The organism is Wolbachia endosymbiont (group B) of Melanargia galathea (assembly GCF_964030625.1).
Taxonomy (GTDB): domain Bacteria; phylum Pseudomonadota; class Alphaproteobacteria; order Rickettsiales; family Anaplasmataceae; genus Wolbachia.
Window position 1 is genome coordinate 744126 of record NZ_OZ034910.1, and the last position, 24190, is coordinate 768315.

At 33.9% G+C, this 24190-nt stretch carries 21 protein-coding genes, 1 other RNA gene and 1 pseudogene; 13 read left to right on the top strand and 10 right to left on the bottom strand.

Features of this window, described 5'->3' with window-relative positions:
• Nucleotides 1-245: 245 nt before the first annotated feature.
• Nucleotides 246-1265 (top strand): IS110 family transposase, encoded by a 1020-nt coding sequence (locus AAHF52_RS03305; protein ID WP_214303242.1) that lies wholly within the window; start codon nt 246-248, stop codon nt 1263-1265.
• 509 nt (nt 1266-1774) lie between these two features.
• A pseudogene (locus AAHF52_RS03310) lies at nt 1775-2143 on the top strand (hypothetical protein); the annotation flags it as partial.
• Between the two features lie 12 nt (nt 2144-2155).
• Here the strand turns inward: AAHF52_RS03310 and AAHF52_RS03315 are convergent.
• Complete coding sequence (locus tag AAHF52_RS03315) at nt 2156-3265, bottom strand: hypothetical protein (RefSeq protein WP_264377180.1); 1110 nt, start codon at nt 3263-3265, stop codon at nt 2156-2158.
• Nucleotides 3231-4427: a hypothetical protein gene (locus AAHF52_RS03320; RefSeq protein WP_264377181.1), complete on the bottom strand. Its 1197-nt coding sequence runs from the start codon at nt 4425-4427 to the stop codon at nt 3231-3233. The genes AAHF52_RS03315 and AAHF52_RS03320 overlap by 35 nt, the downstream gene beginning before the upstream one ends.
• Before the next feature lie 341 nt (nt 4428-4768).
• On the opposite strand from AAHF52_RS03320, the gene AAHF52_RS03325 reads away from it, so the two are divergent.
• The 7 genes from AAHF52_RS03325 to AAHF52_RS03355 all read left to right on the top strand — a co-directional run bounded on the left by AAHF52_RS03325 (nt 4769) and on the right by AAHF52_RS03355 (nt 11514).
• Nucleotides 4769-6400: a recombinase family protein gene (locus AAHF52_RS03325; RefSeq protein WP_342068498.1), complete on the top strand. Its 1632-nt coding sequence runs from the start codon at nt 4769-4771 to the stop codon at nt 6398-6400.
• Entirely contained in the window at nt 6330-7796 is a 1467-nt protein-coding gene (locus AAHF52_RS03330; RefSeq protein WP_342068499.1) for a YifB family Mg chelatase-like AAA ATPase, read from the top strand. The genes AAHF52_RS03325 and AAHF52_RS03330 overlap by 71 nt, the downstream gene beginning before the upstream one ends.
• A 76-nt stretch (nt 7797-7872) precedes the next feature.
• Entirely contained in the window at nt 7873-8391 is a 519-nt protein-coding gene (locus tag AAHF52_RS03335) for a hypothetical protein (RefSeq protein ID WP_264376912.1), read from the top strand.
• Nucleotides 8392-8636: 245 nt separating this feature from the next.
• Nucleotides 8637-9821, top strand: coding sequence for a cell division protein FtsZ (gene ftsZ / locus AAHF52_RS03340; RefSeq protein ID WP_019236655.1), 1185 nt, complete (start codon nt 8637-8639; stop codon nt 9819-9821).
• Nucleotides 9821-10219, top strand: a complete 399-nt coding sequence (locus AAHF52_RS03345; protein ID WP_019236656.1) for an EVE domain-containing protein — start codon at nt 9821-9823, stop codon at nt 10217-10219. The genes ftsZ and AAHF52_RS03345 overlap by 1 nt, the downstream gene beginning before the upstream one ends.
• Complete coding sequence (gene ybeY / locus AAHF52_RS03350; RefSeq protein ID WP_007302008.1) at nt 10213-10671, top strand: rRNA maturation RNase YbeY; 459 nt, start codon at nt 10213-10215, stop codon at nt 10669-10671. The genes AAHF52_RS03345 and ybeY overlap by 7 nt, the downstream gene beginning before the upstream one ends.
• A 54-nt stretch (nt 10672-10725) precedes the next feature.
• Nucleotides 10726-11514 (top strand): succinate dehydrogenase iron-sulfur subunit, encoded by a 789-nt coding sequence (locus AAHF52_RS03355; protein WP_019236657.1) that lies wholly within the window; start codon nt 10726-10728, stop codon nt 11512-11514.
• Between the two features lie 3 nt (nt 11515-11517).
• On the opposite strand, the gene AAHF52_RS03360 is transcribed toward AAHF52_RS03355, so the two are convergent.
• Genes AAHF52_RS03360 through AAHF52_RS03375 form a run of 4 tightly spaced genes read right to left on the bottom strand, consistent with a single transcriptional unit; the run spans nt 11518 to nt 14950 of the window.
• The gene (locus AAHF52_RS03360; protein ID WP_052264787.1) at nt 11518-12654 is read right to left on the bottom strand and encodes a hypothetical protein; all 1137 of its coding nucleotides are present in this window, start codon (nt 12652-12654) and stop codon (nt 11518-11520) included.
• 35 nt (nt 12655-12689) lie between these two features.
• Nucleotides 12690-13481, bottom strand: a complete 792-nt coding sequence (locus AAHF52_RS03365; protein WP_064085647.1) for a GNAT family N-acetyltransferase — start codon at nt 13479-13481, stop codon at nt 12690-12692.
• Nucleotides 13471-13953: a phosphatidylglycerophosphatase A gene (locus AAHF52_RS03370; protein WP_029237689.1), complete on the bottom strand. Its 483-nt coding sequence runs from the start codon at nt 13951-13953 to the stop codon at nt 13471-13473. Before AAHF52_RS03370 ends, AAHF52_RS03365 begins: the two co-directional genes overlap by 11 nt.
• Before the next feature lie 19 nt (nt 13954-13972).
• A complete protein-coding gene (locus AAHF52_RS03375; protein WP_007302013.1) occupies nt 13973-14950 on the bottom strand; it encodes an NAD(P)H-dependent glycerol-3-phosphate dehydrogenase in 978 nt (325 codons plus the stop codon).
• Nucleotides 14951-15273: 323 nt separating this feature from the next.
• Here AAHF52_RS03375 and AAHF52_RS03380 point away from each other — a divergent pair, with 323 nt between their 5' ends.
• Nucleotides 15274-16044, top strand: a complete 771-nt coding sequence (locus tag AAHF52_RS03380; protein ID WP_007302014.1) for a response regulator transcription factor — start codon at nt 15274-15276, stop codon at nt 16042-16044.
• 355 nt (nt 16045-16399) lie between these two features.
• Here AAHF52_RS03380 and rnpB read toward each other — a convergent pair.
• An RNA gene (gene rnpB / locus AAHF52_RS03385) (RNase P RNA component class A) lies at nt 16400-16748 on the bottom strand.
• 157 nt (nt 16749-16905) lie between these two features.
• Nucleotides 16906-17484, bottom strand: coding sequence for a hypothetical protein (locus AAHF52_RS03390; RefSeq protein WP_262986303.1), 579 nt, complete (start codon nt 17482-17484; stop codon nt 16906-16908).
• Nucleotides 17485-17568: 84 nt separating this feature from the next.
• On the opposite strand from AAHF52_RS03390, the gene AAHF52_RS03395 reads away from it, so the two are divergent.
• Nucleotides 17569-18588: an IS110 family transposase gene (locus tag AAHF52_RS03395; RefSeq protein ID WP_214303242.1), complete on the top strand. Its 1020-nt coding sequence runs from the start codon at nt 17569-17571 to the stop codon at nt 18586-18588.
• A gap of 497 nt (nt 18589-19085) precedes the next feature.
• Here the strand turns inward: AAHF52_RS03395 and AAHF52_RS03400 are convergent, their stop codons facing one another.
• Nucleotides 19086-20786: a hypothetical protein gene (locus AAHF52_RS03400; RefSeq protein WP_264376598.1), complete on the bottom strand. Its 1701-nt coding sequence runs from the start codon at nt 20784-20786 to the stop codon at nt 19086-19088.
• A 255-nt stretch (nt 20787-21041) separates the two neighbouring features.
• Between AAHF52_RS03400 and nuoE the strand changes: the two genes are divergently transcribed.
• Nucleotides 21042-21542, top strand: a complete 501-nt coding sequence (gene nuoE, locus AAHF52_RS03405; RefSeq protein WP_007302017.1) for an NADH-quinone oxidoreductase subunit NuoE — start codon at nt 21042-21044, stop codon at nt 21540-21542.
• The gene (gene tgt, locus AAHF52_RS03410; RefSeq protein WP_264376599.1) at nt 21543-22754 is read left to right on the top strand and encodes a tRNA guanosine(34) transglycosylase Tgt; all 1212 of its coding nucleotides are present in this window, start codon (nt 21543-21545) and stop codon (nt 22752-22754) included.
• Nucleotides 22755-22915: 161 nt separating this feature from the next.
• On the opposite strand, the gene AAHF52_RS03415 is transcribed toward tgt, so the two are convergent.
• On the bottom strand, nt 22916-24190 hold the full coding sequence (locus tag AAHF52_RS03415) for a M16 family metallopeptidase (protein WP_264376600.1): 1275 nt from the start codon (nt 24188-24190) through the stop codon (nt 22916-22918).

Sequence of the window (24190 nt, forward strand, 5' to 3'; positions counted from 1 at the left end):
TTCCCACCATAATTGTAATAAGGTATATAAACTATCACAAGTACAAATTTCTATTTGATCTTACATTTTTATTGTAATAACCTATATGAATCACACAGATAAGTGCGCTTACACAGACTGAAAGCACATACTGTAATTGCTATTGAATGATGGAGAGACATACTCCATTATTTTAGCACGAAGTAACAAATTCAATGAATTAGTTCTTCAAGAATAATTTAAACTTTTACAGTAGGAGTAGTCTCATGAAACATTATAGCGGGTTAGATGTCTCACTCAAAGAAACTTTTATTAGTATCATTGATGAGAAAGGAAAAATTGTTAAAGAAGGGGTTGTTGCAAGTGAAAGCAGTGCAATAGCTGAGTTTCTGCTTGGTCAAAACAAAAAATACGAGTCCATAGGAATAGAAAGCGGGCAATTATCAATATCGATGTGCAAAGAGTTGAGGAATCTTGGATTACCAGTAACTTGTGTAGATGCAAGGCATATGGCAGCAGCATTATCTGCGAGAATCAATAAGAATGATAAAAATGATGCAAGAGGCATAGCACAAATGATGAGAGTTGGGCTATTTAAGGAGGTATTAGTAAAATCAGACGAAGCTTGTCAGGTTAAAATAATACTTGGAAGCAGAAGACAATTAATACGTTGCAGAGAGCAAATTGCGGGAACAATAAGGGGATTACTGAAAATATACGGGATAAAAGTTAATCAACGTCTTAGTTCTGCAAACTTTGCTTTAAAAGTGCAAGAAATGGTTAATAATCTAGATGAAATTAGCCAAACCTCAATTGAATCATTAGTACATAGTTTAGAAATAATAGAAGAATCAATAAGAAAACTTGATAAAATGCTCTCAGAACAAAGCAAAAAAGATGAGGATTGTAAATTATTAACTACTGTTCCAGGAGTTGGTATTATAGTAGCAATGACATATAAAGCTGCAATAGATGATCTGCATAGGTTTGAAACATCTTATACAGTTGGAGCCTATATGGGATTAAGTCCAAGACAGTACGCTTCTGGTGAGATTGATCGACACGGAAGTATATCAAAAATGGGACCAGTGGACTGTAGGAATATGTTATATGAAGCCGCGCAGGTCTTACTGGTAAAATGTAAAAGGACATTTAAATTAAGAAGCTGGGGATTGAAGCTTAAAAAGAAAAAGGGCATGAAAAAAGCAATTGTTGCAGTAGCAAGAAAATTAGCCGTGATTATGCATAAGATGCTAATCGATAGAAAAGAGTTTTGCTATCAATAAACACTAAAGAAGTATAAAACAATAATTTTACTGAAAGTAAAGATAGCAATGCCGATGGAAGGGATAAGCAAGAGGATAAGTTGAAGCATAGACTTCGTGGCGTACATGTTGCCGTCCACTTCCGCCTAACAAGTATAGTGCGGCTTGGCTACAATATGAATTAGCCATATTAGACCGCGGAGAGAACAATGGAAGCATGCTACTTTTAACTTATGTAAAATCATTAAGACTATAGAGGAAAAGAATGATACCTTAGTTTTTATAAGCTTAATGAATATGTGGATAAATACTTTAAGTTTGTGTGGACGTATTTATCCACATATTCATTGGCTACATAGTTTAAAAGAGATTAATTGGAAATTAGTGTTGATGTTTTTATTGCCAATAAAACCTCTTTTGATTGAATAAGATAATACAATAATAAATAAAAGGTTGTATTAGAGCTGAATTTTACATCAAAAAATATTTTTCATGATACAAAAAATTATTGTTGACTTTTATGCAATTAGAGAACTTATCTGAGAAATGAAGAAACAGGGCTATTGGAAGACATTACTGAACAATTAAAAGCTCAAAATATTAGCGATAAAGATCTAAAAATATATCTTATTGACTCAATTGCGCGAGCTGCTAGTTCAGGACATCCATTTACTCATACAGGAAGTGCAGGCATACATAAACAACGACATAGATTGCTTGAAGTTTTTCATAGTATGGGAAGGGATAGACTAGAGCGTATAGTTCAAGAGCTTTTACAAGCAAAGCAAATAGTTAAAGGAATGGCTAATGGTTCAAAAGAAGATAAATGGCTTGATGTAAAAACAGGACCATTTGCACGTGGAGTTGGAAAATTTACTCATGGAGCTGAAAATTTTTAAAATCAGGAAATTCTATTTTTTTATAGTCAAAGTAAAAGGGTTAATACGATAACCATATGATGATCTTTGCCAACCAAGGGTTTGTATTACATCATCACGTTCAATACTTAATCCTAATTTCTCAGCAAGTGTAGATTTGATTGTTCTTTGCATTTTATTTAATGGCTTTCTGATCTGTTGTTCTAAATCTGCTTCTAAACTAAGTCCCAAGAGTTTTTCTAACTGGTTAATATTGAGAAGTTTATGTTTTTCAGGTGGTAATTCTTTCTCACAGTCATGTAAAAATTGCTTGAACAATATTCGAAAAATATTAAGACATGATACAGCTTTTTTATTTATAACTTCAACACTATTAACATATACCATACCTTTAACTACCTGTAACTCCAGAAGCTTTGTTGGCACAATTGGTTCAACACGTTTAAGCGAAATATATGAAGCTGGTAAAACTTGCAAAGAAGTATTTTCTACTACCTCTGGTACTCCTTTTTTAGCTGCTTCTTGGAATATCTCAGTTACAGTCTTAAGCTGACAAAACAGTTTCACCATTGGCACTACATATAGATTCAGTAATAGATTTGGTATATCTTTTTTTAGAGTGATGAGAACTGTAGGGTGGACTCTAAGTTTATCTATAGTTAAAAATATCGCATCAGTACAAAAATCAAGGATTATTAGATTTACAATACGACCTTGATTACAAATATAATAAACTCCTTGTTCCACTTTTTCCCACATAAGTCTTGAATCATTCAACTTTGTTTCAAACCAGTCTATGACCTTTTCTGTATTTAAGTATATGGATAAGAGATGAAATCTCTGTTTTTGATAAGTGTTAGGTAAAATATGACGAGAACAGTTTTCACAAATAGCGTCATCACATGCTTCATCAAAGTCTGAATCAATAAAAATCTCATTACTACAACTTGGATCAACTACATTTGGCCAATCAAGACGATCTTCCTCACGAGAACAAACAATATAATACCTTTCTTGCATTTTTATCCATCCAAGATCAAATAAGTATCTTGCTGCTTTAATATGATTTTGGCTTGGATTTACCCAAGAACTATTTGAACTTAAAAGATCAGCAATTTGCTCGTGAAAGAATTTTAAGACCATAAGATTGTTCCATATGTTTCTTCAGGTCCTCTCTTTCTTTTTTATTGAGTGGATGCTCTGAATAATAAACTTCCCCACTTATTTTGAAAGAAAATGTTACCTTTTTGTTTTGGAACATTACTTTAGCTGATTGAATAGATTGTAGTATGTTGCCAATAGCTGGCTTTAAAATATGTAACTCTGGTGCAATAGGATCATATGGCTTTACACTCAAAGTAAGATATGTATTACTATTTTTAAAATAATCTGACTTAAAATTTAACTCAAATATACAAATGTCAGAGTCAGAACCATCTATACATGCTTGAAGAAATTTGTTCACTTGTAATGGAAAGTTCTTATCTTGTATACTTACAAAAGTACATTCGCAGTCAAAATACCCACTTACAATGCTATTTGCTATTTCCACAGCCTTGTTAGTATTTTTAGCACAGAGATTAACCTGAGTGCCATCAAGAGAAAAGTCTAAAATCATCCACTCAGGTTTATGACCATGAACAACTTTGTTTGAATTAAGCAGTAAATCCATGTCACTTCCTCGACGTACAAACATATATATTCGATCTTGATGATGGAAAAAACCCTGCAACTGGTCATCATCCTTAAGTATCTGCTCTACGGCTTCTCGTGACATAAATTCCTTAAATGAAGTATGTATTTGTCTTGGTGATTTCTGTAAAGCAAATGATACGAAACCTTTCTTTTGTACTTTATCAAAGTGATAGACAGATTTTAGAAGTTCACAATTTATGTGAAATAGTAAAAACAATAAGGATCTTTTATCATACTTGGTATTGTTTTTTACCAGGTACGATCTCATTAACTTCTCAGTCAGAGCAAATCTTGCTACTTCACTAACTGTAGCCTCAAGTTTTGTACGATCAAAGTAGCTAATGAGATAATAGTCAAAAAGAGAGTCAGAGTAACTGGTAAGTATCTTACGTTTTTGTTGAGTGGATCTATCGTCATAATTTCCGTCCTGAAAAAGTTGCCCATTTAAATGATTTTTAAAGCAATGCTGAAAAATGATGCTAAGTTGTTTACCAGAAAGGGAATCTAACCAAGATTGACGTACATTAGAATCCTGAAAACGTTCTAGTAAGAGGTTAACAGGAACTTCTAAATCACTCTCCCAGAATTCATTACTTGGATAAACATTCATGATACTTTAAATAAGCTATATCATATATAATATGATAATTTAAGCAAAGATTTTTTGGACATAATTTTTTCAAATCTTGTATATTTATTAGGGAGAATTTGTGTGAACTAGACAGCTACCTTGAATAAGGTATCCATTGGTTTAGTCTAAAATGGTAAAAGTTTTCTTTTAGCTGTTGATAAGAATTCTCCCAACCTATTAGAAAATTCACAGGAAGAAAAACATGCAAAAAGGGGATTTAACTATTTATTGCCGTTATGAACCTCATAGGTTAGCGGGTACATATTTGGCAGATGCTTATGAACAATTATTGAAATATAGAACTAAGGAGGTGAAAGAAAATGACAACGGTAAGCTTGTATGCAAGAGTTTCATCAAGACAACAAGCACAAGAGAATACGATAGAGAGTCAGATTGTAGAATTGGAGCGTCGCATTAGTAGCGATGGACATGAGTTATTAGATGAGCATAGGTTCATCGATAATGGCTACAGTGGATCAAACTTAGAACGTCCTGGCTTAGAGAGTTTACGTGATAGAGTAGCAGAAGGTAAGATTGATAAGATATACATTCATTCACCTGATCGGCTATCACGGAAATTTTCATATCAAATGATCTTACTCGAAGAGTTTAAAAAGGCTGGATCTGAAATAGTATTTTTGAATCATAAGTTTGATGATAATCCTGATTCCCATTTATTTCTACAGATTCAAGGAGCAATAGCAGAGTATGAACGTGCAAAGATTATGGAACGAAACCGTAGAGGTAAACTTCATGCGGCCAAAGCTGGGTGTATAAGTGTGATGGGTAGGGCGCCTTACGGTTATCGCTACATAGCAAAACACGTAGGTGAAGGAAGTGCTCAATTTGAGGTTGATGAAGAAGAGGCAAATATAGTGCGTAAAATATTTAGTTGGGTTGGCCAAGAAAGAGCAAGTATAGGAGAAGTTGTACATGAACTGAATAAGATACCGGTAATAACACGAACAGGAAAAAGGTATTGGAAAAGGAGCACTATTTGGAACATGTTAAAAAATCCTGCTTATATAGGACAAGCAGCTTATGGTAAAACTAGGACATGCTCAAAACCACAAGTAAAAAAGTCAAAAAAAGGAACTTGTGGTAAACTTAAAAGTGGTCGCTTTAACAGTGATAAAAAGAACTGGACTTATATTCCAGTACCAAAAATAATCAATGAAAATTTATTTGATTCAGTGCAAACACAATTAGCTGAAAATAGACAAAGAGCAAGAGTAAGGCAAAGAAGAGAAACATATTTATTACAAGGTTTAATGGTATGCCAACGTTGTCAATATACTTATTGTGGTACAAACCACGTTCATAAAAAGTCGACATATTATTACTATCGTTGCTCTGGTACAAACTCTAGCAAATTCAATGGCAATAAAATCTGCGATAATAAATCAATACGCACTGATATATTAGATGGAGTTATATGGGAAGAAGTCAAGAGTATCTTGAAAGAGCCAGATAGGATTGCAAATGAATATCAACGTAGATTATCAGAGAACAAAAAACCTTTACATAATCAAACACGTGAAAAGCAAGAAAGTAAGCTAAGATTAAGTATCAAAAAATTTATTGATAGCTATGCCAAAGGGTTTATAAGCCAAGAAGAATTTGAACCAAGAATCACAACAATGAAACAGCATTTGAAAGAAATTGAAGAAGAGAAAGAAAGAACGATTGATCAAAAAAAACTACAACAAGAATTGAGCCTTGTTACAGATAGCTTGAAAAACTTTTCCTCAAGCGTTGAGTCAAAGCTTGATCAAGTGGATTGGCAGACTAAACAAAATATTATTAGAATGTTGATTCATCAAATTGAAATCAACCACAACCACTTATACATAGTATTTCGCATAAAAAATCTTGCAAATTTTGATCAAAGTAGCCATAATAGAATTATGCAATGTTGTACTAGCAGTCAATATTGTTGGACTGCCGGATAAAACTGTTGCAGAATCCAGAGAGCGTATCAGAGCAGCGTTAAATTCAATCAATCTTCTGTTACCTCCAAAAAGGATTACGGTTAATCTTTCCCCTGCGGATTTGCTTAAAGAAGGTAGTCATTATGACTTAGCTATTGCTGTTGGATTACTTGTTGTAATGAATGTGATACCAGTTGAAAAAGTTCAGTCTTATATAATCATGGGCGAGCTTGCACTAGACAGCAGAGTCATACCAATCTCAGGAGTACTTCCAACAGCAATCAATGCAAAACAGGTAAATAAAGGAGTAATTTGCCCAAGGGGAAATGGAGTAGAAGCTTCATGGGTAAAGAATGTTTCTATTCTGGCTATAGAGAAATTAACCGATATTATCAGACATTTTAAGGGTGAGCAGTTAATTCAGCCGGTAACTTTTAACTATAGCGCTGCGCCCAAAGAAAAAAATTCAGTTCCAGATATAAAGGATATTAAAGGTCAAGTTGTTGCAAAAAGAGCAGCTGAAATTGCAGCAGCAGGTGGACACAATATGCTTCTTGTTGGACCTCCTGGTACTGGAAAGTCAATGCTTGCTAAGCGATTTATAGGGCTATTACCTGATTTGACTGAGCAGGAGATGATTGATGTTAATATTATCTCTAGCATAACAAAAGCCGGTAACGAAACATTTAAAGTAACTCGTCCCTTTCGTGAACCTCATCATTCATGCTCCATGCCAGCGATGATAGGAGGAGGAAAAAATGCAAAGCCTGGGGAAATCACCATGGCTCACAATGGTGTGTTATTTCTTGATGAGCTACCTGAATTTCCAAGGCTTGTGCTTGATTCTCTACGCCAACCACTTGAAGATAGAAAGGTAACTATTGCACGTGCAAATGCTCACATTACTTATCCAGCTAATTTTCAACTTATAGCTGCAATGAATCCCTGCAGGTGCGGTTACTTAGGTGATGCAAGTAGATCGTGCAACAAAGCTCCAAAATGCGGCACAGATTACAAAAACAAAATATCAGGACCTTTGCTTGATAGAATAGACATATGCATTGAAATGCCAAACGTTAGCATACTTTCTCCTGAAATCTCTGTGGAGGGAGAAAGTACCGAGGTTATAAGAGGAAGGGTGATAGCAGCGAGAAAAATTCAAACTGAGCGTTATAGTAAATTTAATATTCGTTGCAATGCAGAAGTCAGTGGTGAAGCATTAAATAAATTCACTGAACCAGATCAGGAAGGGTTAGAATTGCTAAAATACGTACTGAAAGAAAATTACATTTCCAATCGAGGCTATACACGTGTATTAAGAGTCGCAAGAACCATTGCAGATCTTGCGAAAAGTGAGGAAATAAAAAGAGCACACATCTCAGAAGCGCTGAATTACAGAATAAGAATGTATAAATAAATTAATCTGCTTGACAGAAAACTTTTTTTGCCATATACTGCCATTAGTGAAATTTTAATATTTTAGGAGTAGAGTTATGACATTACAGGTTTTAGAAAATGATTCCTTCTGGGTCGCTAATGAAAAAGGGTGGAAGAATAATGGCAATGGGTTTTTGAATGTAACTAAAGGAGTTGCTAACGCAAATTGGCAATATGTATGTCATCACCCGTATAAAACAGCTGCTACTTTTGCAGCAATTGCACTAGTAACTTCACTTACAGCTGCTTATTTTTTAAGTCCAGCTTATGCAACTTTTGTTGGTACAGTTGGAACAAAAGCTGCAACACTCGTTAGTCCTGCTATTACTGCAATGTCTGCATTTGCAGTTGCTCATCCACTCATTGCTAGTTTGGTAGTTCTTGCTGCAGTAGCAGCTTTAATAACTGCACCTGTGCTTGCATATAAAAACAGTGGTAAATCAGAGGAAATTAAAGCCCTCAATGGCGACATCGACAAAATATCAGCAATAGTAAAAGACGATGTTAAAAAACCAGAAACTAAGATTGGTGAACTTAAAGTAATCTCTTGCGTGGCGCAAACTCGCTCTGTATAAATTATGCTTTCAACAAAAAGGACAGGCTTCTGTCCTTTTTTACTTACAAGTACTTTCTGTTTTTTTTGCATCTTAAGTAGTGTTATTTGAAAGTCTATAATTATTACATCTACTGATTAATAATGTTAAGAATAAGTAAATCTTGTTTACTGTTTGCGTATGTCAAAATGAAAAATGTTTGCATATTGTTAAAAAAGCAGTAACTTGTTATCAAGTGAATTCACTAATATTTGAGTAAAATTTAAATGTCAATTGACCTTAGTTTACCAGAATTACCCATATTGCACCCAAGGATTACCGTTGTGGGAGTGGGTGGTGCTGGTGGAAATGCTGTGAACAACATGATTCAATCCAATTTACAAGGAGTAAATTTTGTTGTAGCAAATACCGATGCTCAAGCGTTAGAGAAGTCATTATGTGATAAAAAAATTCAACTTGGTATTAACTTAACTAAGGGCCTTGGTGCTGGTGCTTTGCCTGATGTTGGTAAAGGTGCAGCAGAAGAATCAATTGATGAAATTATGGAGCATATAAAAGATAGCCATATGCTCTTTATCACAGCAGGGATGGGTGGTGGTACTGGAACAGGTGCTGCACCGGTAATTGCAAAAGCAGCCAGAGAAGCAAGAGCGGTAGTTAAAGATAAAGGAGCAAAAGAAAAAAAGATACTGACTGTTGGAGTTGTAACTAAGCCGTTCGGTTTTGAAGGTGTGCGACGTATGCGCATTGCAGAGCTTGGACTTGAAGAGTTGCAAAAATACGTAGATACACTTATTGTCATTCCCAATCAAAATTTATTTAGAATTGCTAACGAGAAAACTACATTTGCTGACGCATTTCAACTCGCCGATAATGTTCTACATATTGGCATAAGAGGAGTAACTGATTTGATGATCATGCCAGGACTGATTAATCTTGATTTTGCTGATATAGAAACAGTAATGAGTGAGATGGGTAAAGCAATGATTGGTACTGGAGAGGCAGAAGGAGAAGATAGGGCAATTAGTGCTGCAGAGGCTGCGATATCTAATCCATTACTTGATAATGTATCAATGAAAGGTGCACAAGGAATATTGATTAATATTACTGGTGGTGGAGATATGACTCTATTTGAAGTTGATTCTGCAGCAAATAGAGTGCGTGAAGAAGTGGATGAAAATGCAAATATAATATTTGGTGCTACTTTTGATCAGGCGATGGAAGGAAGAGTTAGAGTTTCTGTTCTTGCAACTGGCATTGATAGCTGTAACGACAATTCATCTGTTAATCAAAACAAGATCCCAGCAGAGGAAAAAAATTTTAAATGGCCTTATAATCAAATTCCAATATTAGAAACAAAAGAATATGCTTCAACTGAGCAAACAAATGAAAGAGTTAAGTGGGGCAGCAATGTTTATGATATACCAGCTTATTTAAGAAGAAAAAAATAATGCAATTTTGGCTACTAAAGTCAGAACCAAGTGAATACTCGTGGCAAAAAATGGGAAAGGAGCAGGTGACGCAGTGGAATGGTGTATGCAATTATCAAGCTCAAAATTACATGAGAGCTATGAAATTAGGCGATCTTGCATTTTTTTATCATACAGGTAAAGAGAGAGTTATACTTGGAATAGTTGAAGTATTAAAGGAGTATTATCATGTTTATAATTCCAAATTTGGACTAGTGAATGTAAAATTTTTGAAACCTTTAAGTAACCAAGTGACGTTAAACAGTATAAAACAAAACCCACTTTTGAAAAATATGGTTATATTAAAACAATCACGTTTATCAGTTTCTCCAGTTTTAGAGACTGAGTGGAATGAAATAATAAGGATGAGCGAATGTTAGAAGTGAGCATTCTTGATAAGAGGTGGCATAGTATTACGAAGGACCCACAGAGTTTTGTATTAAATATTATTAATGCTTCTCTAAAAGAATTAAAAATAGATCATTATAAACCAAATATATCAATAGCTCTCGCTGATGATAACTTGCTACATCAACTTAATCTTAAGTTTAGAGAAATAGATAAGCCAACTAATGTACTATCATTTCCATGCGAACAGTTATCTAGTGAATGTGATCTAGGAGACATAGCAATTGCAGTAGATACAATAGAAAGAGAGTCTCATGAGTACTGTATATCTATCCTCACTCACACTGCACACATGTTAGTTCATGGATTGCTGCATTTACTTGGCTATGATCATCAAAAAGAAGATGAAGAAATTATAATGAAAAGTTTAGAGAGCAAGATTTTAGCTTTGCTTGAATTTGAAAAGGAAAAGTATGGTAGATAATACCAAAATATGTTATTTACAAAAAAGGGGTTTTAGCTGTAAAAGGTAAGCAATATGGTTCAGTTTTCTTTACCAAAAAATTCTAAAGTTAATAAAAAGGGCAAGGTTTATCCTACTCCTACTGGAGCAAAAAATATTAGAAGATTTCAAATTTATCGTTGGTCTGCTGATGATGATAAAAATCCAAGAATAGACACATTTTTTATCGATATGGATAATTGTGGCCCTATGGTACTTGATGCATTAATAAAAATAAAGGATGAAATAGATTCAACCTTAACTTTTAGACGCTCTTGCAGAGAAGGAATATGCGGATCTTGTGCAATGAATATTGATGGTACCAACACTCTTGCATGCACTAAATCTATACATGATATAAAAGGTGAAGTAAAAATATATCCACTACCTCATATGTATATAGTAAAGGATCTAGTTCCAGATCTAAGCCAATTTTATGAGCAATACAAATCGATTAAACCTTGGTTACAAACAGATAAATCTGCCTTACAAAATAAAGAATACTTTCAATCTCCTGAAGATAGAAAAAAATTGGATGGTCTGTCTGATTGTATACTATGTGCTTGCTGTTCGACTGGTTGCCCAAGCTATTGGTGGAATGGTGATAAATTTTTAGGGCCAGCGGTATTACTGCAAGCTTATAGATGGATTGCTGACAGTCGTGATAATAAGAAAGAAGAAAGACTTGCTTCTTTAAACGACCCATTTAAGTTGTATCGTTGTCATACAATAATGAATTGTACAAAAACCTGCCCGAAAGGGCTTAACCCAGCAAAAGCGATAGCGAAAGTAAAACAGCTTATGGTAGAGAGAGAAGGAATTTGAGTGTTATTTCTGGCACTCTTCGTAAGAAAATAGTAGACCCTCTGAAGCATAGGGTATTGTTAATACTCTAAACGTTCTTCCATTCATGAAATGTATTGTTTCACCATATGATTCCAGTAATCTTTTAAACAACTCATGTCTTTGATTATTAATAGTTTGAAAATCCTTTTTTCCTAAAAGCTTTTTAGATTCAAATAGGTGAAGCATAATCTCGTGATAAGTTGGATAAGACTCCAAAAATTTTGGATCAAACTGAAAAGTTTTTATAAAAGCATTATTATAAAATTTTAGCTTTTGATTCTTACTATATATCGCTACAGCAATCGATAGCTTCTCAAGCAAACTTTCTTGTGCAGCTAAACAATTGCTTAGCTCAGTATGTAATTTTTTTTCATCACTAATATCTTTTCCATACATTACTATGCTATTAGAATTTTGCATTGGAACTTCAACAAAATTAAAAACCTTAGGTTCGTTCTTGTAAGTTATTACACACTCTCCTGGTTTTACGTTATAGGAGCCACTTGCAACAGTAAATTTTTTAGAGCTCCCTATATATTTATCATAAAATAAGTTATAAAACCTTACTTTTTTATTCTTATTGTACTTCAGTATTGGAAATGGTAAAGAGTCAAAAATTTTTTTATAGTTCTCCAATTCTCGCATAAGCTTACTATTTTCTAACTCAAGTTCATTAGCTTTTATCTTATAATCGGAGATATTCCTTATCCATAACAACACACCAATCACATTATTAGAATAATCTATTATGCTTTTACCATAACATGTGCAATAAACCTCACTGTCTTTTGACTTTAAATCTAGAGTAAAAGATTTATTTATTTCCTTTGCCTCAGCAAAACTTTTAATTAAGCTTTCTGATTGCTCAAAAAAATTTACAAACTCATTAAATGAATAAAAAACAGTATTAAGCAAAATTAGTAAATTGGGAGAAAATTTTTCTATACGTTTTTTTGCGTCCCAAATATAAAATCCATCATTCACAGTATCTATTAAATTATTTATGATAACATTTTGATGTTGTAAGTCCTTAATTTTATTACTAATTTTTAATTTAGAATATGAGAAAAAGAAGAATACTAGAATTAGTAGTAAAACTATTTCATACAAAAAAAACATAGTATTCTAAAACAAATATAAAAATTTGTAACCTCTCAGCAAAGAGATTGTACTGAAGAGGTATATAAGTGAAGATTGCCCAATACCCTAAAGCCTAATCTCTTATAAAGGTTTACAGAAGGTTTCATGCAATGTGCTACTATGTATTTGCACTCAAATTGCCTAGCTATCTTTATTCTTTCTAGAACCATTTGAGTTCCTATTCCACGACCCCTGTAAATTGGTAAAACTCCATCGCTATAAAAACCAGCTATGCTGTCTTGAATATAAAGACCGCATGTTCCAACAATTTCGTTATTTAGCATTACAAGAAAAAATCTTAACCTTGAGCTCTTATCATCATAATTCGATAATTGGCGAAAAAATGTGCTAACAATACTAATTCTATGATAAAAAATTTTAGAAGTGTGTAAATCTAATTGCTCTAAGAGCTCACTACTATTTACAACATTGAACTTCAAATTTGGAACAGCATCATCAGGCAAAAAATAATCTTTTATATTGAGTAAAACTTTTTTTGGTGTGCTAACGTGTTTTATTTCGCATTTTTCTAAAATACCCCCTATTTTTATACGTGGACTTATTATCCATGTTGCTTCTATATTTCGTGCTTTGAGATAATCTAGAGTTCTGCATATGGAAAGCTCAGTACATTGATCTTCACAAAACACAAAATTAAATAACGATTCTCTGGTACCATTTACTGTAAATATAACATTATCAAATTCGTCATGTATTTCCCACTTGGACAAATTCGTTGCATAAAGTATATAATCCTTTAGGTTCTGAATAATTAAGCTTGAATAACAAATTTTTTTATTCTGCATAAACCAACAATAAACAATAAAAGGCTCCTATAAAAACAAAGGCTAAAATTGCAGCTACAACATCATCTAGCATAATACCTAAAGGACCTTTTGTATTTTTATCAATCAAATTTATAGGCCACACTTTTATTATATCAAAAAACCTAAAGGAGAAAAAGCACACCAACAATACAGAGCTATTCATTTCTTGTTCTAATAATATTGAAACTAGAAGTACTGTCAGCAATTGACCAACTACTTCATCAATTACTACCTCTTTTGGATCATGCGGAGCTTTGTAATGTTGTATATAATTGCCTGTAGACCATAATCCAACTAAGAATAAAAAAAAAATAATTGCTGTACCTAAAATTCTGTCATTGAGTAATATAGGAACAATTGGGTAAGCAGCCAAGCTGCCTATAGTACCTGGCATGTGTTTTACCGTGCCAGATAGCCACCATGTTGATATTAATTTATATAAAAATTTCACAATATACCGAAATATAAAACTAATTTACAAGAACAGAAATAGTATCTTCTATAGAAGTATTTTCATATAGCAATCTATAGATCGCTTCACATATGGGCATTTTTATCTTTAGCTTTTCTGCTAAATCAAATGCAGACTTAGCAGTGTTAAAACCTTCAATTACCGACTTACCTTCTGATAAAATCTGCTGAGCACTAGAACCATTACTATTAGCTACTTTAGATCCAAAAGATAGATTTCTTGAATTTAATGATGTGCATGTCACAACCAAATCGCCTAAGCATGCTGGTCCAAGTAGTGTATTTATATCTACATTGCCGTCACCAACTTTTGCTGAGTATAAAGCCTTAATTTCACTCATACTTTTCGTAATTAATGCTGCATGAGCATTAAACCCAAACCTACCTAGAACAACCCCACATGCTATAGCAAAAACATTCTTTAACGCTGCACAAACCTGTATTCCTATAACATCGCTACTAAGGTACAATTTAATATTTTCTTGCTGTAGCTCTGATACTAATTTTAAACCTAATACTTCATTTTGACATGCAAGAACCATCGAATATGGTAATTTTCTTGCAACTTCTATAGCAAAGCTAGGACCAGAAAAAACAGCAAGAGGATTATTAGGTAAAACTTCATTGACTACTTCACTAGGTAATTTTAATGTAGATTTTTCTATTCCCTTACAAGCCAAAATTATTGCTACATTTTTTTTTAGGTTACAATCATTCAATTGATGACATATCTCCCTTAGAGACTGAGTGGGAACAGCTAGAATTATTACTGAAGCATTCACTGCATCTTCAATAGCTAATTTTACTGATACATTATCAGAAATTGGACAATCAGGTAGCTTGTCACTTTCTCTTTTCTCTTTAATTGATTCAAATATGGCCTTATTGCGAGTCCACAAAATTACATTTTTCTTACCACTTAATGAAATCGCAATTGCTGTACCCCATGCGCCAGCACCTAAAACTGATATTACCACTCAATATTCCTGAAAGTATTACTTATAATTTAAAACTGTAGAATAAGTAAATTAAAAATATAACATAAAAGTATAAAATAGTTTAAATATCTATTAACCTAAGTATTCTTTTAATAAAAATAGCTTCTATTCAATATTTACTAAAAATAGTATTATTATAGTATATCTATTGTATTTTAGATCTATTTGTATAATTTTGGAACGACACATTAACTATTAATTAATAAGTGTAATTTCTATTATTCATTAATAAAAATTTGATTTGTTACTTTCCTTGGTTATATATATTACTAAAATTATAAATTATTTATGGGGTGTAAAATATGCGTATATTATTAATTGAAGATGATCAAGTAAGTGCAAGGACTGTAGTTAATGCCTTAACTTCTGATGGACATTTTTGCGACGTTGTTACTTCTGCACAAGATTATAACAATAATATGGTTTCCTCGGGTGGAGACTGTTACGATCTAGTTATTCTAGATATACACCTGCCTGGTGATATTGATGGATATGATATACTGTTAAGATTAAGAAGTGCAAAAATCAAAGTTCCTGTTTTAATACTTTCGTGTATCTCCGCTGCCAACCATAAAGCTAAAGGACTTGGGTATGGTGCCGACGATTACTTAACCAAGCCATTTCACAAGAGCGAATTATTAGCTCGAATTAAGGCCATAGTACGACGTACTAAAGGCCATCCCGAATCAGTGATAAAGATTGGTAATATGAATATCAATTTTGATCACAGGATTGTTGAGGTAAAAGGCAAAACAGTTCACCTTACTAACAAAGAGTATTCCATGATAGAATTGCTGGCATTGCGTAAAGGAGCAGTGTTGACAAAAGAAATGTTTTTAAACCATCTTTACAATGGCTTGGACGAACCTTCAGACAACAAAATAGTTGATGTTTTTATGTGTAAATTACGTAAAAAACTTGAAAGTGCAAATGACGGAATAAGCCACATAGAAACCGTTTGGGGTAGAGGATATGTTCTAAAAGAGTATGTTGACGATGAAGAATACTCTAGTGTTAATATAAGCGAAAGCAGTAGTGACTATCAAGCAGAACAAGTCAAGGACAGCGCATGAAATGCTTTATTTACTTGTTGATTGAAGAAGCGAAAAGGTAGATTTAGTAAGATAAAAACTAATCCTAAAAGTGAGGTAACGTGGTCAGTCTTTTAGAACTTTACAAAGATTTGCAACAAAAGATAGAAAAGTTGGAAGCGGAGCTAAAAAGTTATAGGTAAGAAAGTAAGGCTTTAGAGATAGAGAATGACTAGTTAAAGGAAAAGCTCGGTTAAAATTCAAGCTTTGTTAAGTTCAAAAGGAAATAAAATAAAGAGATAAGCCAAGAAGTAAAAGGAATATAGGTGGTCAAATTGAGCGTACAGGGTATGTGAAATGTTTGATACATTTACATAGTATGGCTGACATTCATGCATTGCCTAGGTGAAATATAAGCCGAGTTCTGTTTATGTAGCTATTTATCTGGAGTAAATGTTACCATTTACTTCGTGCGATTTACCCGAGTAGATATGAGAAAAACATAAAATCTACTTCTATTTAATCTTGCTCCTAGTGTTGGTTACTTGACTACCAATGTTGCCATTGTTATGGTGTGCTCTTACCACACCTTTTCACCCTTACCTAATAATATTTAGGCGGTAATTTTCTGTAGCCCTATAACTGGAGTTACCTCCGGCGGGCGTTACCCGTCACTACCTTTTCTTGGAGCTCGGACTTTCCTCTGCTGTGTTTATCACACAACAGCAGCTACTTATTGCACCTAGGAATTATACTTTAACATTAAAATCATAAAAGCAAAAGAAAATTTCCTAACAGTCTACATACTAAAAACATTCAGACAAATAGCTAAAGGTGATATTCCGGTACATCATCGCTATCCCAAGATAAGCTTTTTTCACTTTTAGACTCTAGCTCAGTCAGTCAAGATCCTGGTCCACCGCTTGAAGACGATGAGCTACTTCTTGACCGACTACTACTCTCCACCGATATACTGTTTAGCACTGTTTCAGATTGATCCATAGTTCGCATAGATATATGTCTCATTCTGTTATTAGCGATAAAAATTTCTTCATCGCTATTGCCACTTGAAGATGATCGCCTTCTATCATTGAAATTAGTTAGTTCTAACACAGGGGCAGAATTACGACCCTTAACATATTTGTATGTTATGAATCCTATAATTCCAGCAATACTTATTATCGCTCCAACTAAAGACCCACCTATCATTCCTGCCCTATTAGACTCTATAGCAAGCTGAGCGGGCTGTGGTGAAGGAGTAGTTTGAGGAAGTAAAGTTGTAGTGAACAAAGGAGTTGTTACCTTTGTTCCAGTATTTGATATAGTGGACACTGTTTGTATAGTTGCCTCTGAGTTTGTTGTTGTCACATTAGTTGGCATTGTAGTAATCATAGTCGCTTGTGAGGTCGCAATAGTTTCAGCTACTGTTGTTGGTTCTGATGACGTACATACTGTAATTGCTATTGAATGATGGAGAGACATACTCCATTATTTTAGCACGAAGTAACAAATTCAATGAATTAGTTCTTCAAGAATAATTTAAACTTTTACAGTAGGAGTAGTCTCATGAAACATTATAGCGGGTTAGATGTCTCACTCAAAGAAACTTTTATTAGTATCATTGATGAGAAAGGAAAAATTGTTAAAGAAGGGGTTGTTGCAAGTGAAAGCAGTGCAATAGCTGAGTTTCTGCTTGGTCAAAACAAAAAATACGAGTCCATAGGAATAGAAAGCGGGCAATTATCAATATCGATGTGCAAAGAGTTGAGGAATCTTGGATTACCAGTAACTTGTGTAGATGCAAGGCATATGGCAGCAGCATTATCTGCGAGAATCAATAAGAATGATAAAAATGATGCAAGAGGCATAGCACAAATGATGAGAGTTGGGCTATTTAAGGAGGTATTAGTAAAATCAGACGAAGCTTGTCAGGTTAAAATAATACTTGGAAGCAGAAGACAATTAATACGTTGCAGAGAGCAAATTGCGGGAACAATAAGGGGATTACTGAAAATATACGGGATAAAAGTTAATCAACGTCTTAGTTCTGCAAACTTTGCTTTAAAAGTGCAAGAAATGGTTAATAATCTAGATGAAATTAGCCAAACCTCAATTGAATCATTAGTACATAGTTTAGAAATAATAGAAGAATCAATAAGAAAACTTGATAAAATGCTCTCAGAACAAAGCAAAAAAGATGAGGATTGTAAATTATTAACTACTGTTCCAGGAGTTGGTATTATAGTAGCAATGACATATAAAGCTGCAATAGATGATCTGCATAGGTTTGAAACATCTTATACAGTTGGAGCCTATATGGGATTAAGTCCAAGACAGTACGCTTCTGGTGAGATTGATCGACACGGAAGTATATCAAAAATGGGACCAGTGGACTGTAGGAATATGTTATATGAAGCCGCGCAGGTCTTACTGGTAAAATGTAAAAGGACATTTAAATTAAGAAGCTGGGGATTGAAGCTTAAAAAGAAAAAGGGCATGAAAAAAGCAATTGTTGCAGTAGCAAGAAAATTAGCCGTGATTATGCATAAGATGCTAATCGATAGAAAAGAGTTTTGCTATCAATAAACACTAAAGAAGTATAAAACAATAATTTTACTGAAAGTAAAGATAGCAATGCCGATGGAAGGGATAAGCAAGAGGATAAGTTGAAGCATAGACTTCGTGGCGTACATGTTGCCGTCCACTTCCGCCTAACAAGTATAGTGCGGCTTGGCTACAATATGAATTAGCCATATTAGACCGCGGAGAGAACAATGGAAGCATGCTACTTTTAACTTATGTAAAATCATTAAGACTATAGAGGAAAAGAATGATACCTTAGTTTTTATAAGCTTAATGAATATGTGGATAAATACTTTAAGTTTGTGTGGACGTATTTATCCACATATTCATTGGCTACATAGTTTAAAAGAGATTAATTGGAAATTAGTGTTGATGTTTTTATTGCCAATAAAACCTCTTTTGATTGAATAAGATAATACAATAATAAATAAAAGGTTGTATTAGAGCTGAATTTTACATCAAAAAATATTTTTCATGATACAAAAAATTATTGTTGACTTTTATGCAATTAGAGAACTCATCTTAGTTGTTAATTCTGTTAAAGGCTTACTCATCGTAGTACTGCTTGCTGTAAAAGTTGACTCAACAGTCGCTGCTGTAGATTTTACAGTACTTGTCTCAGTTTCCGAAGGCACACTAGTTGACGTTGTAGCAACTGTGGTCGCTTGTGGAGTAGTAGTTGTTTTTGCTACTGTTGTTGGCCCCACTGTTACTGTACTTGTTTGAATTGTTGACTCTGTTGAAGGCCTACTCGTTGTAGAAGTAGGTGCAGTGGTAGTTGATGCTACTGTTGTTGACTCCACTGTTACTGTACTTGCCTGAGTTGTTGACTCTGTTGAAGATTTACTCATTGTGGAAGTTGGTACAATGATAGTTGATGCTTCTGTTGTTAATTTGGTAGTCTTTACAGTGTCGGTTTCTGTTGTGCTAGTAATTGCAGCAGTCGTCGTTTTCTTAGAAGTCACAACCGTCTCTGTAACAGTTATAGGAGCCACAGTACTGCTGGAAATAATACTAGGCATCAATTGGCCGTTAATGATATTAACAAAATCACTGAGAGCTTTGATACTGCTTGTCGGTATTATCGTTGCTTCAGAAGATTTTCCAGAGCTCTCTCTATTAAAAGTTATAATACTCTCTCCACTTACCGCAGTGACGATAAAACCTCCTTGACCATTGTCTTTAACATACAATTGTTCTATAGGATCTTCACATTCACAAACAGTAAAATTTGATTTTGGTCCTCTCTTAGCAAGCCTTGCTAAATGCAATTCTTGCGTATTAGAAGATTGTTTTTTCGCAAGAAAAGCAACTAAATCATCACCTTCAGTTCGTCTTACATACTGTAAAAAGTTTATTTTTCCTGGATTATAGATAGTAGATGATGCTTTATCTATTTGACAATTTTTCTTAAGCAAACATTCATCTTCTTTTCTATCTTTCAGCTTCTGAGCCACGTCAATCAAGTCGAATTTAAAGATATTTGTTCTTACTTCTGGCTTCCCAATAATCTCTTTGCTCATCTGTGCATAAAGCATCGTATTTTCATCTAGTACTAATTGCCCTGGATTATCAAATTTGAATAATTTTCTTTCTGTAAGACCGTTTTTTTCACGCAGAATCTTAAATTTTCCATTCGTGTCTGATTGTAAATACCAAGAAACTAAAGCTTGATCCTTTAAGTTATGAGCAATTACAACAATATTACCATGATCAACTTTTACTGCTTTTGGTTGAAAGTAACTATTGTCTTCATTTGCAAGATTATTTATATCAATGTTCTTGTATAATTTTACTTTTCCTACGTATTCAACTAAGGGAGCATTAGTTGAATGCTTGATTTCGTAAGTGTTGAATGTTAAGCCTTTGATGCACTTTCTTTCTTTGTTAGTTTCTTCTGTAGGAAAAATAACTCCAACTTTATCTACTTCAGCTGAATTTTCTATTAGTGTGGGAGATAATTGGCCCTTGAATTCATTTGCTACGTTGACACATGTATCACACTCGTATGTTTTCGATTGATATAATGGACTAATAAGTAACTTTACTCTACTGCTTCCATTGCCGTTATCTTGATAGCTGAGTCCATAAGTAACTCCATTTCCTTCAATCAACCCTACGTTTACTGGGTTAAAACCTATCGCTTCTTTAACTTTCAGTGTAGTTGTATTAACTCTAAATAATCTACTTAATATAGACATAATTATATTTAAAATTTTAATAAAACGCTATTATGATTATTTCTATATGTAACGTCAATAAAATTTTAACTAAAATTAAGAAATTAATACCTTTATAATCTGCAAAGCGAAATATGGAAAATGAGTAGCAGTAAAGAATTCACAAATTGAATGCGCCCACTCTACAGATATAATATTGTAGAGCTCAAAAAACCAACAATTGCAATTGTTAACTCTTCAAGTATAATTTGTTGAGATTTACACGAACTTTATTAGATGAAAGAGAAAGAAGAGCAGTTTAGTTTTACATCAGACAACCTCAGAAAAGCGAAAAAGTCTATAGAGATGTATCCTAAAGGTAGAGAAGGTAGTGCCGTCATGCCTTTACTATACCTGGTTCAAGAACAATGCGGATGGGTTCCTGAATCTGCCATGCGCTACGTTGCTGACATGCTTCATATTCCACATATTCGCGTGTATGAAGTGGCAAATTTTTATACCATGTATAATTTAAAACCAGTAGGTAAATATCTCATACAAATTTGTAGAACAACTCCTTGCTGGTTGTGCAATAGCGAAGAAGTGTTAAATACCTTTAAAAAGAAACTAGGAATCAATATCGGTGAAACTACTAAAGATAATCTATTTACTTTAAAGGAAGTTGAATGTCTTGGTGCATGCGTTAATGCCCCTGTGGTGCAGATCAATAATGACTTTTATGAAAACCTCACTCCTGAAAAAGTGGAAAATATCATAGCAGAACTTTCAAGTAAATAGATGGAAAAGTTCTCGTTTAGGATAACTAAGCAATCAGGTTCTGCAAGAGTTGGAACGATCAAAACTCCAAATGGAAGTATAGAAACACCAGCATTTATATTTTGTGCAACCAAAGCTGCTATTAAAGCTGCAGATATCGAGAGAATCAGAGAAGCAGGTACTCAGATAATACTTTCCAACACCTATCACCTAATGCTCCAACCGGGAGAGGATACTGTGGCAAAGCTTGGTGGCTTGCACAAGATGATGGGATGGAGTGGGCCAATGCTCACTGATTCTGGTGGATACCAGATATTTAGTTTAGGACACGGATCAGTTTCAGAAGAGATAAAGGGAGTAAGACAGAAACAAAAAACTCTGATCAAAATTAACGAGGATGGAGCAATTTTTCGTTCTTACATAAATGGTAAAACTTATTGTCTAACTCCTGAAAAGTCGATACAAATTCAACAAAAATTAGGTGCAGATTTAATCTTAGTTTTAGATGAATGTACTCCATTTCACGTCAGCAAGGAGTACACAAGGAAATCGATGCTCATGAGCCATAGATGGGCTGAACGTTCTTTAAATGAATTTGAAAAAAATAATAATGGCAAACAGGTGCTTTATGGAATTAGTCAAGGCGGAGTGTATCAAGATTTGCGTAGAGAAAGTTGTGATTTTATCAACGATTTGCCATTTTTTGGTCAAGCAATAGGTGGATCACTTGGTCAAAGTAAAGAGCAGATGTATGATGTAGTTTCCTTTACTATGGAACATTTAAAAAAAGATAGGCCTACTCATTTGCTTGGTATTGGTGGAATTGTAGACATTTTTCGTGGAGTAGAGCTTGGAGTTGATACATTTGATTGCGTGCATCCAACTCGCCTCGCAAGACATGGTGGCGCGCTTGTTAAAGTAAAAAACAGAGATTCTATTTCTTCAAAGCGTAAAGAGCATATTAATTTGCGAAATCAACGATTCGAACTAGATGATAACCCAATTGAAAATGACTGTTTGTGCTTTACTTGCAGAAAACATTCAAGAGCCTATATACACCATCTACTGAAAGCTAAAGAGTTGCTGGCTTATACACTCGTTACCATTCACAATGTTTTCTTCATGAATAAGTTGATGGAATCAATAAGACAAGCAATATTGAATGATAGGCTAGATCAGGAAAAAAATAATTGGATTAGTGAAATACCGCTGCATTGTGAATTATATACCTAGTTCATATTTTGCACATGTGCGTTGCATTTTTTAATCTTCTTTAAAAACTTGACAGTACATTATATATTTAGTGGTATATGCGATGAACCAGAAAGCAAACTTTTTATAGAAAGGATTTTGCAACCATTCATTGAACTTTTTAGTGAGCATAAGCAACATAATTAAAGTACACTAAGCATAGAAACCACTTTATCGTAACTTGGCAATGAATTAATTTCTCCAATCGCAGCTAAAGTAATTCTTTCATGCTGAGATAGCAATTCTTCTGCTGCTTTTTTTATATCGTAAATAGTAACAGCACTAATTTTTTCTATTAATTCATTTTTACTGATGTATTTATTATAGTTACCGTAGTAGTGTCCTAATGTTTCAGCACGTGAGCTAACACTTTCGCGTGACATTAAAATTTGAGATTTTACTCGTTCTTTTACTCTATTTACTTCTTCTTCCTTTAAATCATCTGTAGACAATTTCTTTAGCTCTGTCGTTATGGATTTTAAAAGCTTATCTAGATTACTACTATCTGTACCAGCAAAAATCGAAAGCATTCCCGTATCAGCATAGCTAGAGTTGAATGAGTAAATGGAGTAAGCAAGACCCTGCTTTTCTCTTACTTCCTGAAACAGGCGTGATGACATGCCACTTCCCAGTATAGAATCAAGCACTTTAAATGTGTGATATTTATTATCATCACGAGAAACACTAGGTAGCCCAATTAACAAGTGCACCTGATCTAATTTACGATGCTCTCGATACTCACCACTGGTATAACCTGCATTCTGGCTTTTTTTCAGCTCTTTTGAATGAATCTTTGAGAGAAAGTCTTTGATTAATTGAACAACTTCCTCATGCTCAACATTTCCTGCAGCAGCAAATATCATATTTCCGCCAAAGTAATGCTCCTTTATGTAGTTATTCAGATCTTCTCGAGTAAAAGATTTGACAGTATCTTGCGTGCCCAGGATTGATCTACCAAATGGTTGATCTTTATAAGCTGCTTCAAAATACTTATCAAAAATGATATCACTTGGTGAATCATTGGTTTGAAAAATCTCTTGTATTACAACACCCTTTTCGCGTTCCAATTCATCCTCTGGAAATGTAGAATTCATTAATATATCTATTAATATATCAATGCCAGTTTTTATATCTTTTTTAAGAACCTTTGCATAATAACTGGTGCTTTCTCTACCGGTGCAGGCATTGAAGGCTCCACCTATATCGTCAAAAGCTTTTGCAATTTCAAAAGCAGTTCTTGTCTTTGTTCCTTTGAAAGCCATGTGCTCTAGGAAATGAGATATTCCATTTTGACTTGCACTTTCAGCTCTACTGCCAACACCAACTCGTATATTTAAAGCTACGGAATCAACTTCATGCACTCGCTCAGTTATTATGCGCAGACCATTATCTAGTTTTGTTACTTGTGGTATATTCAT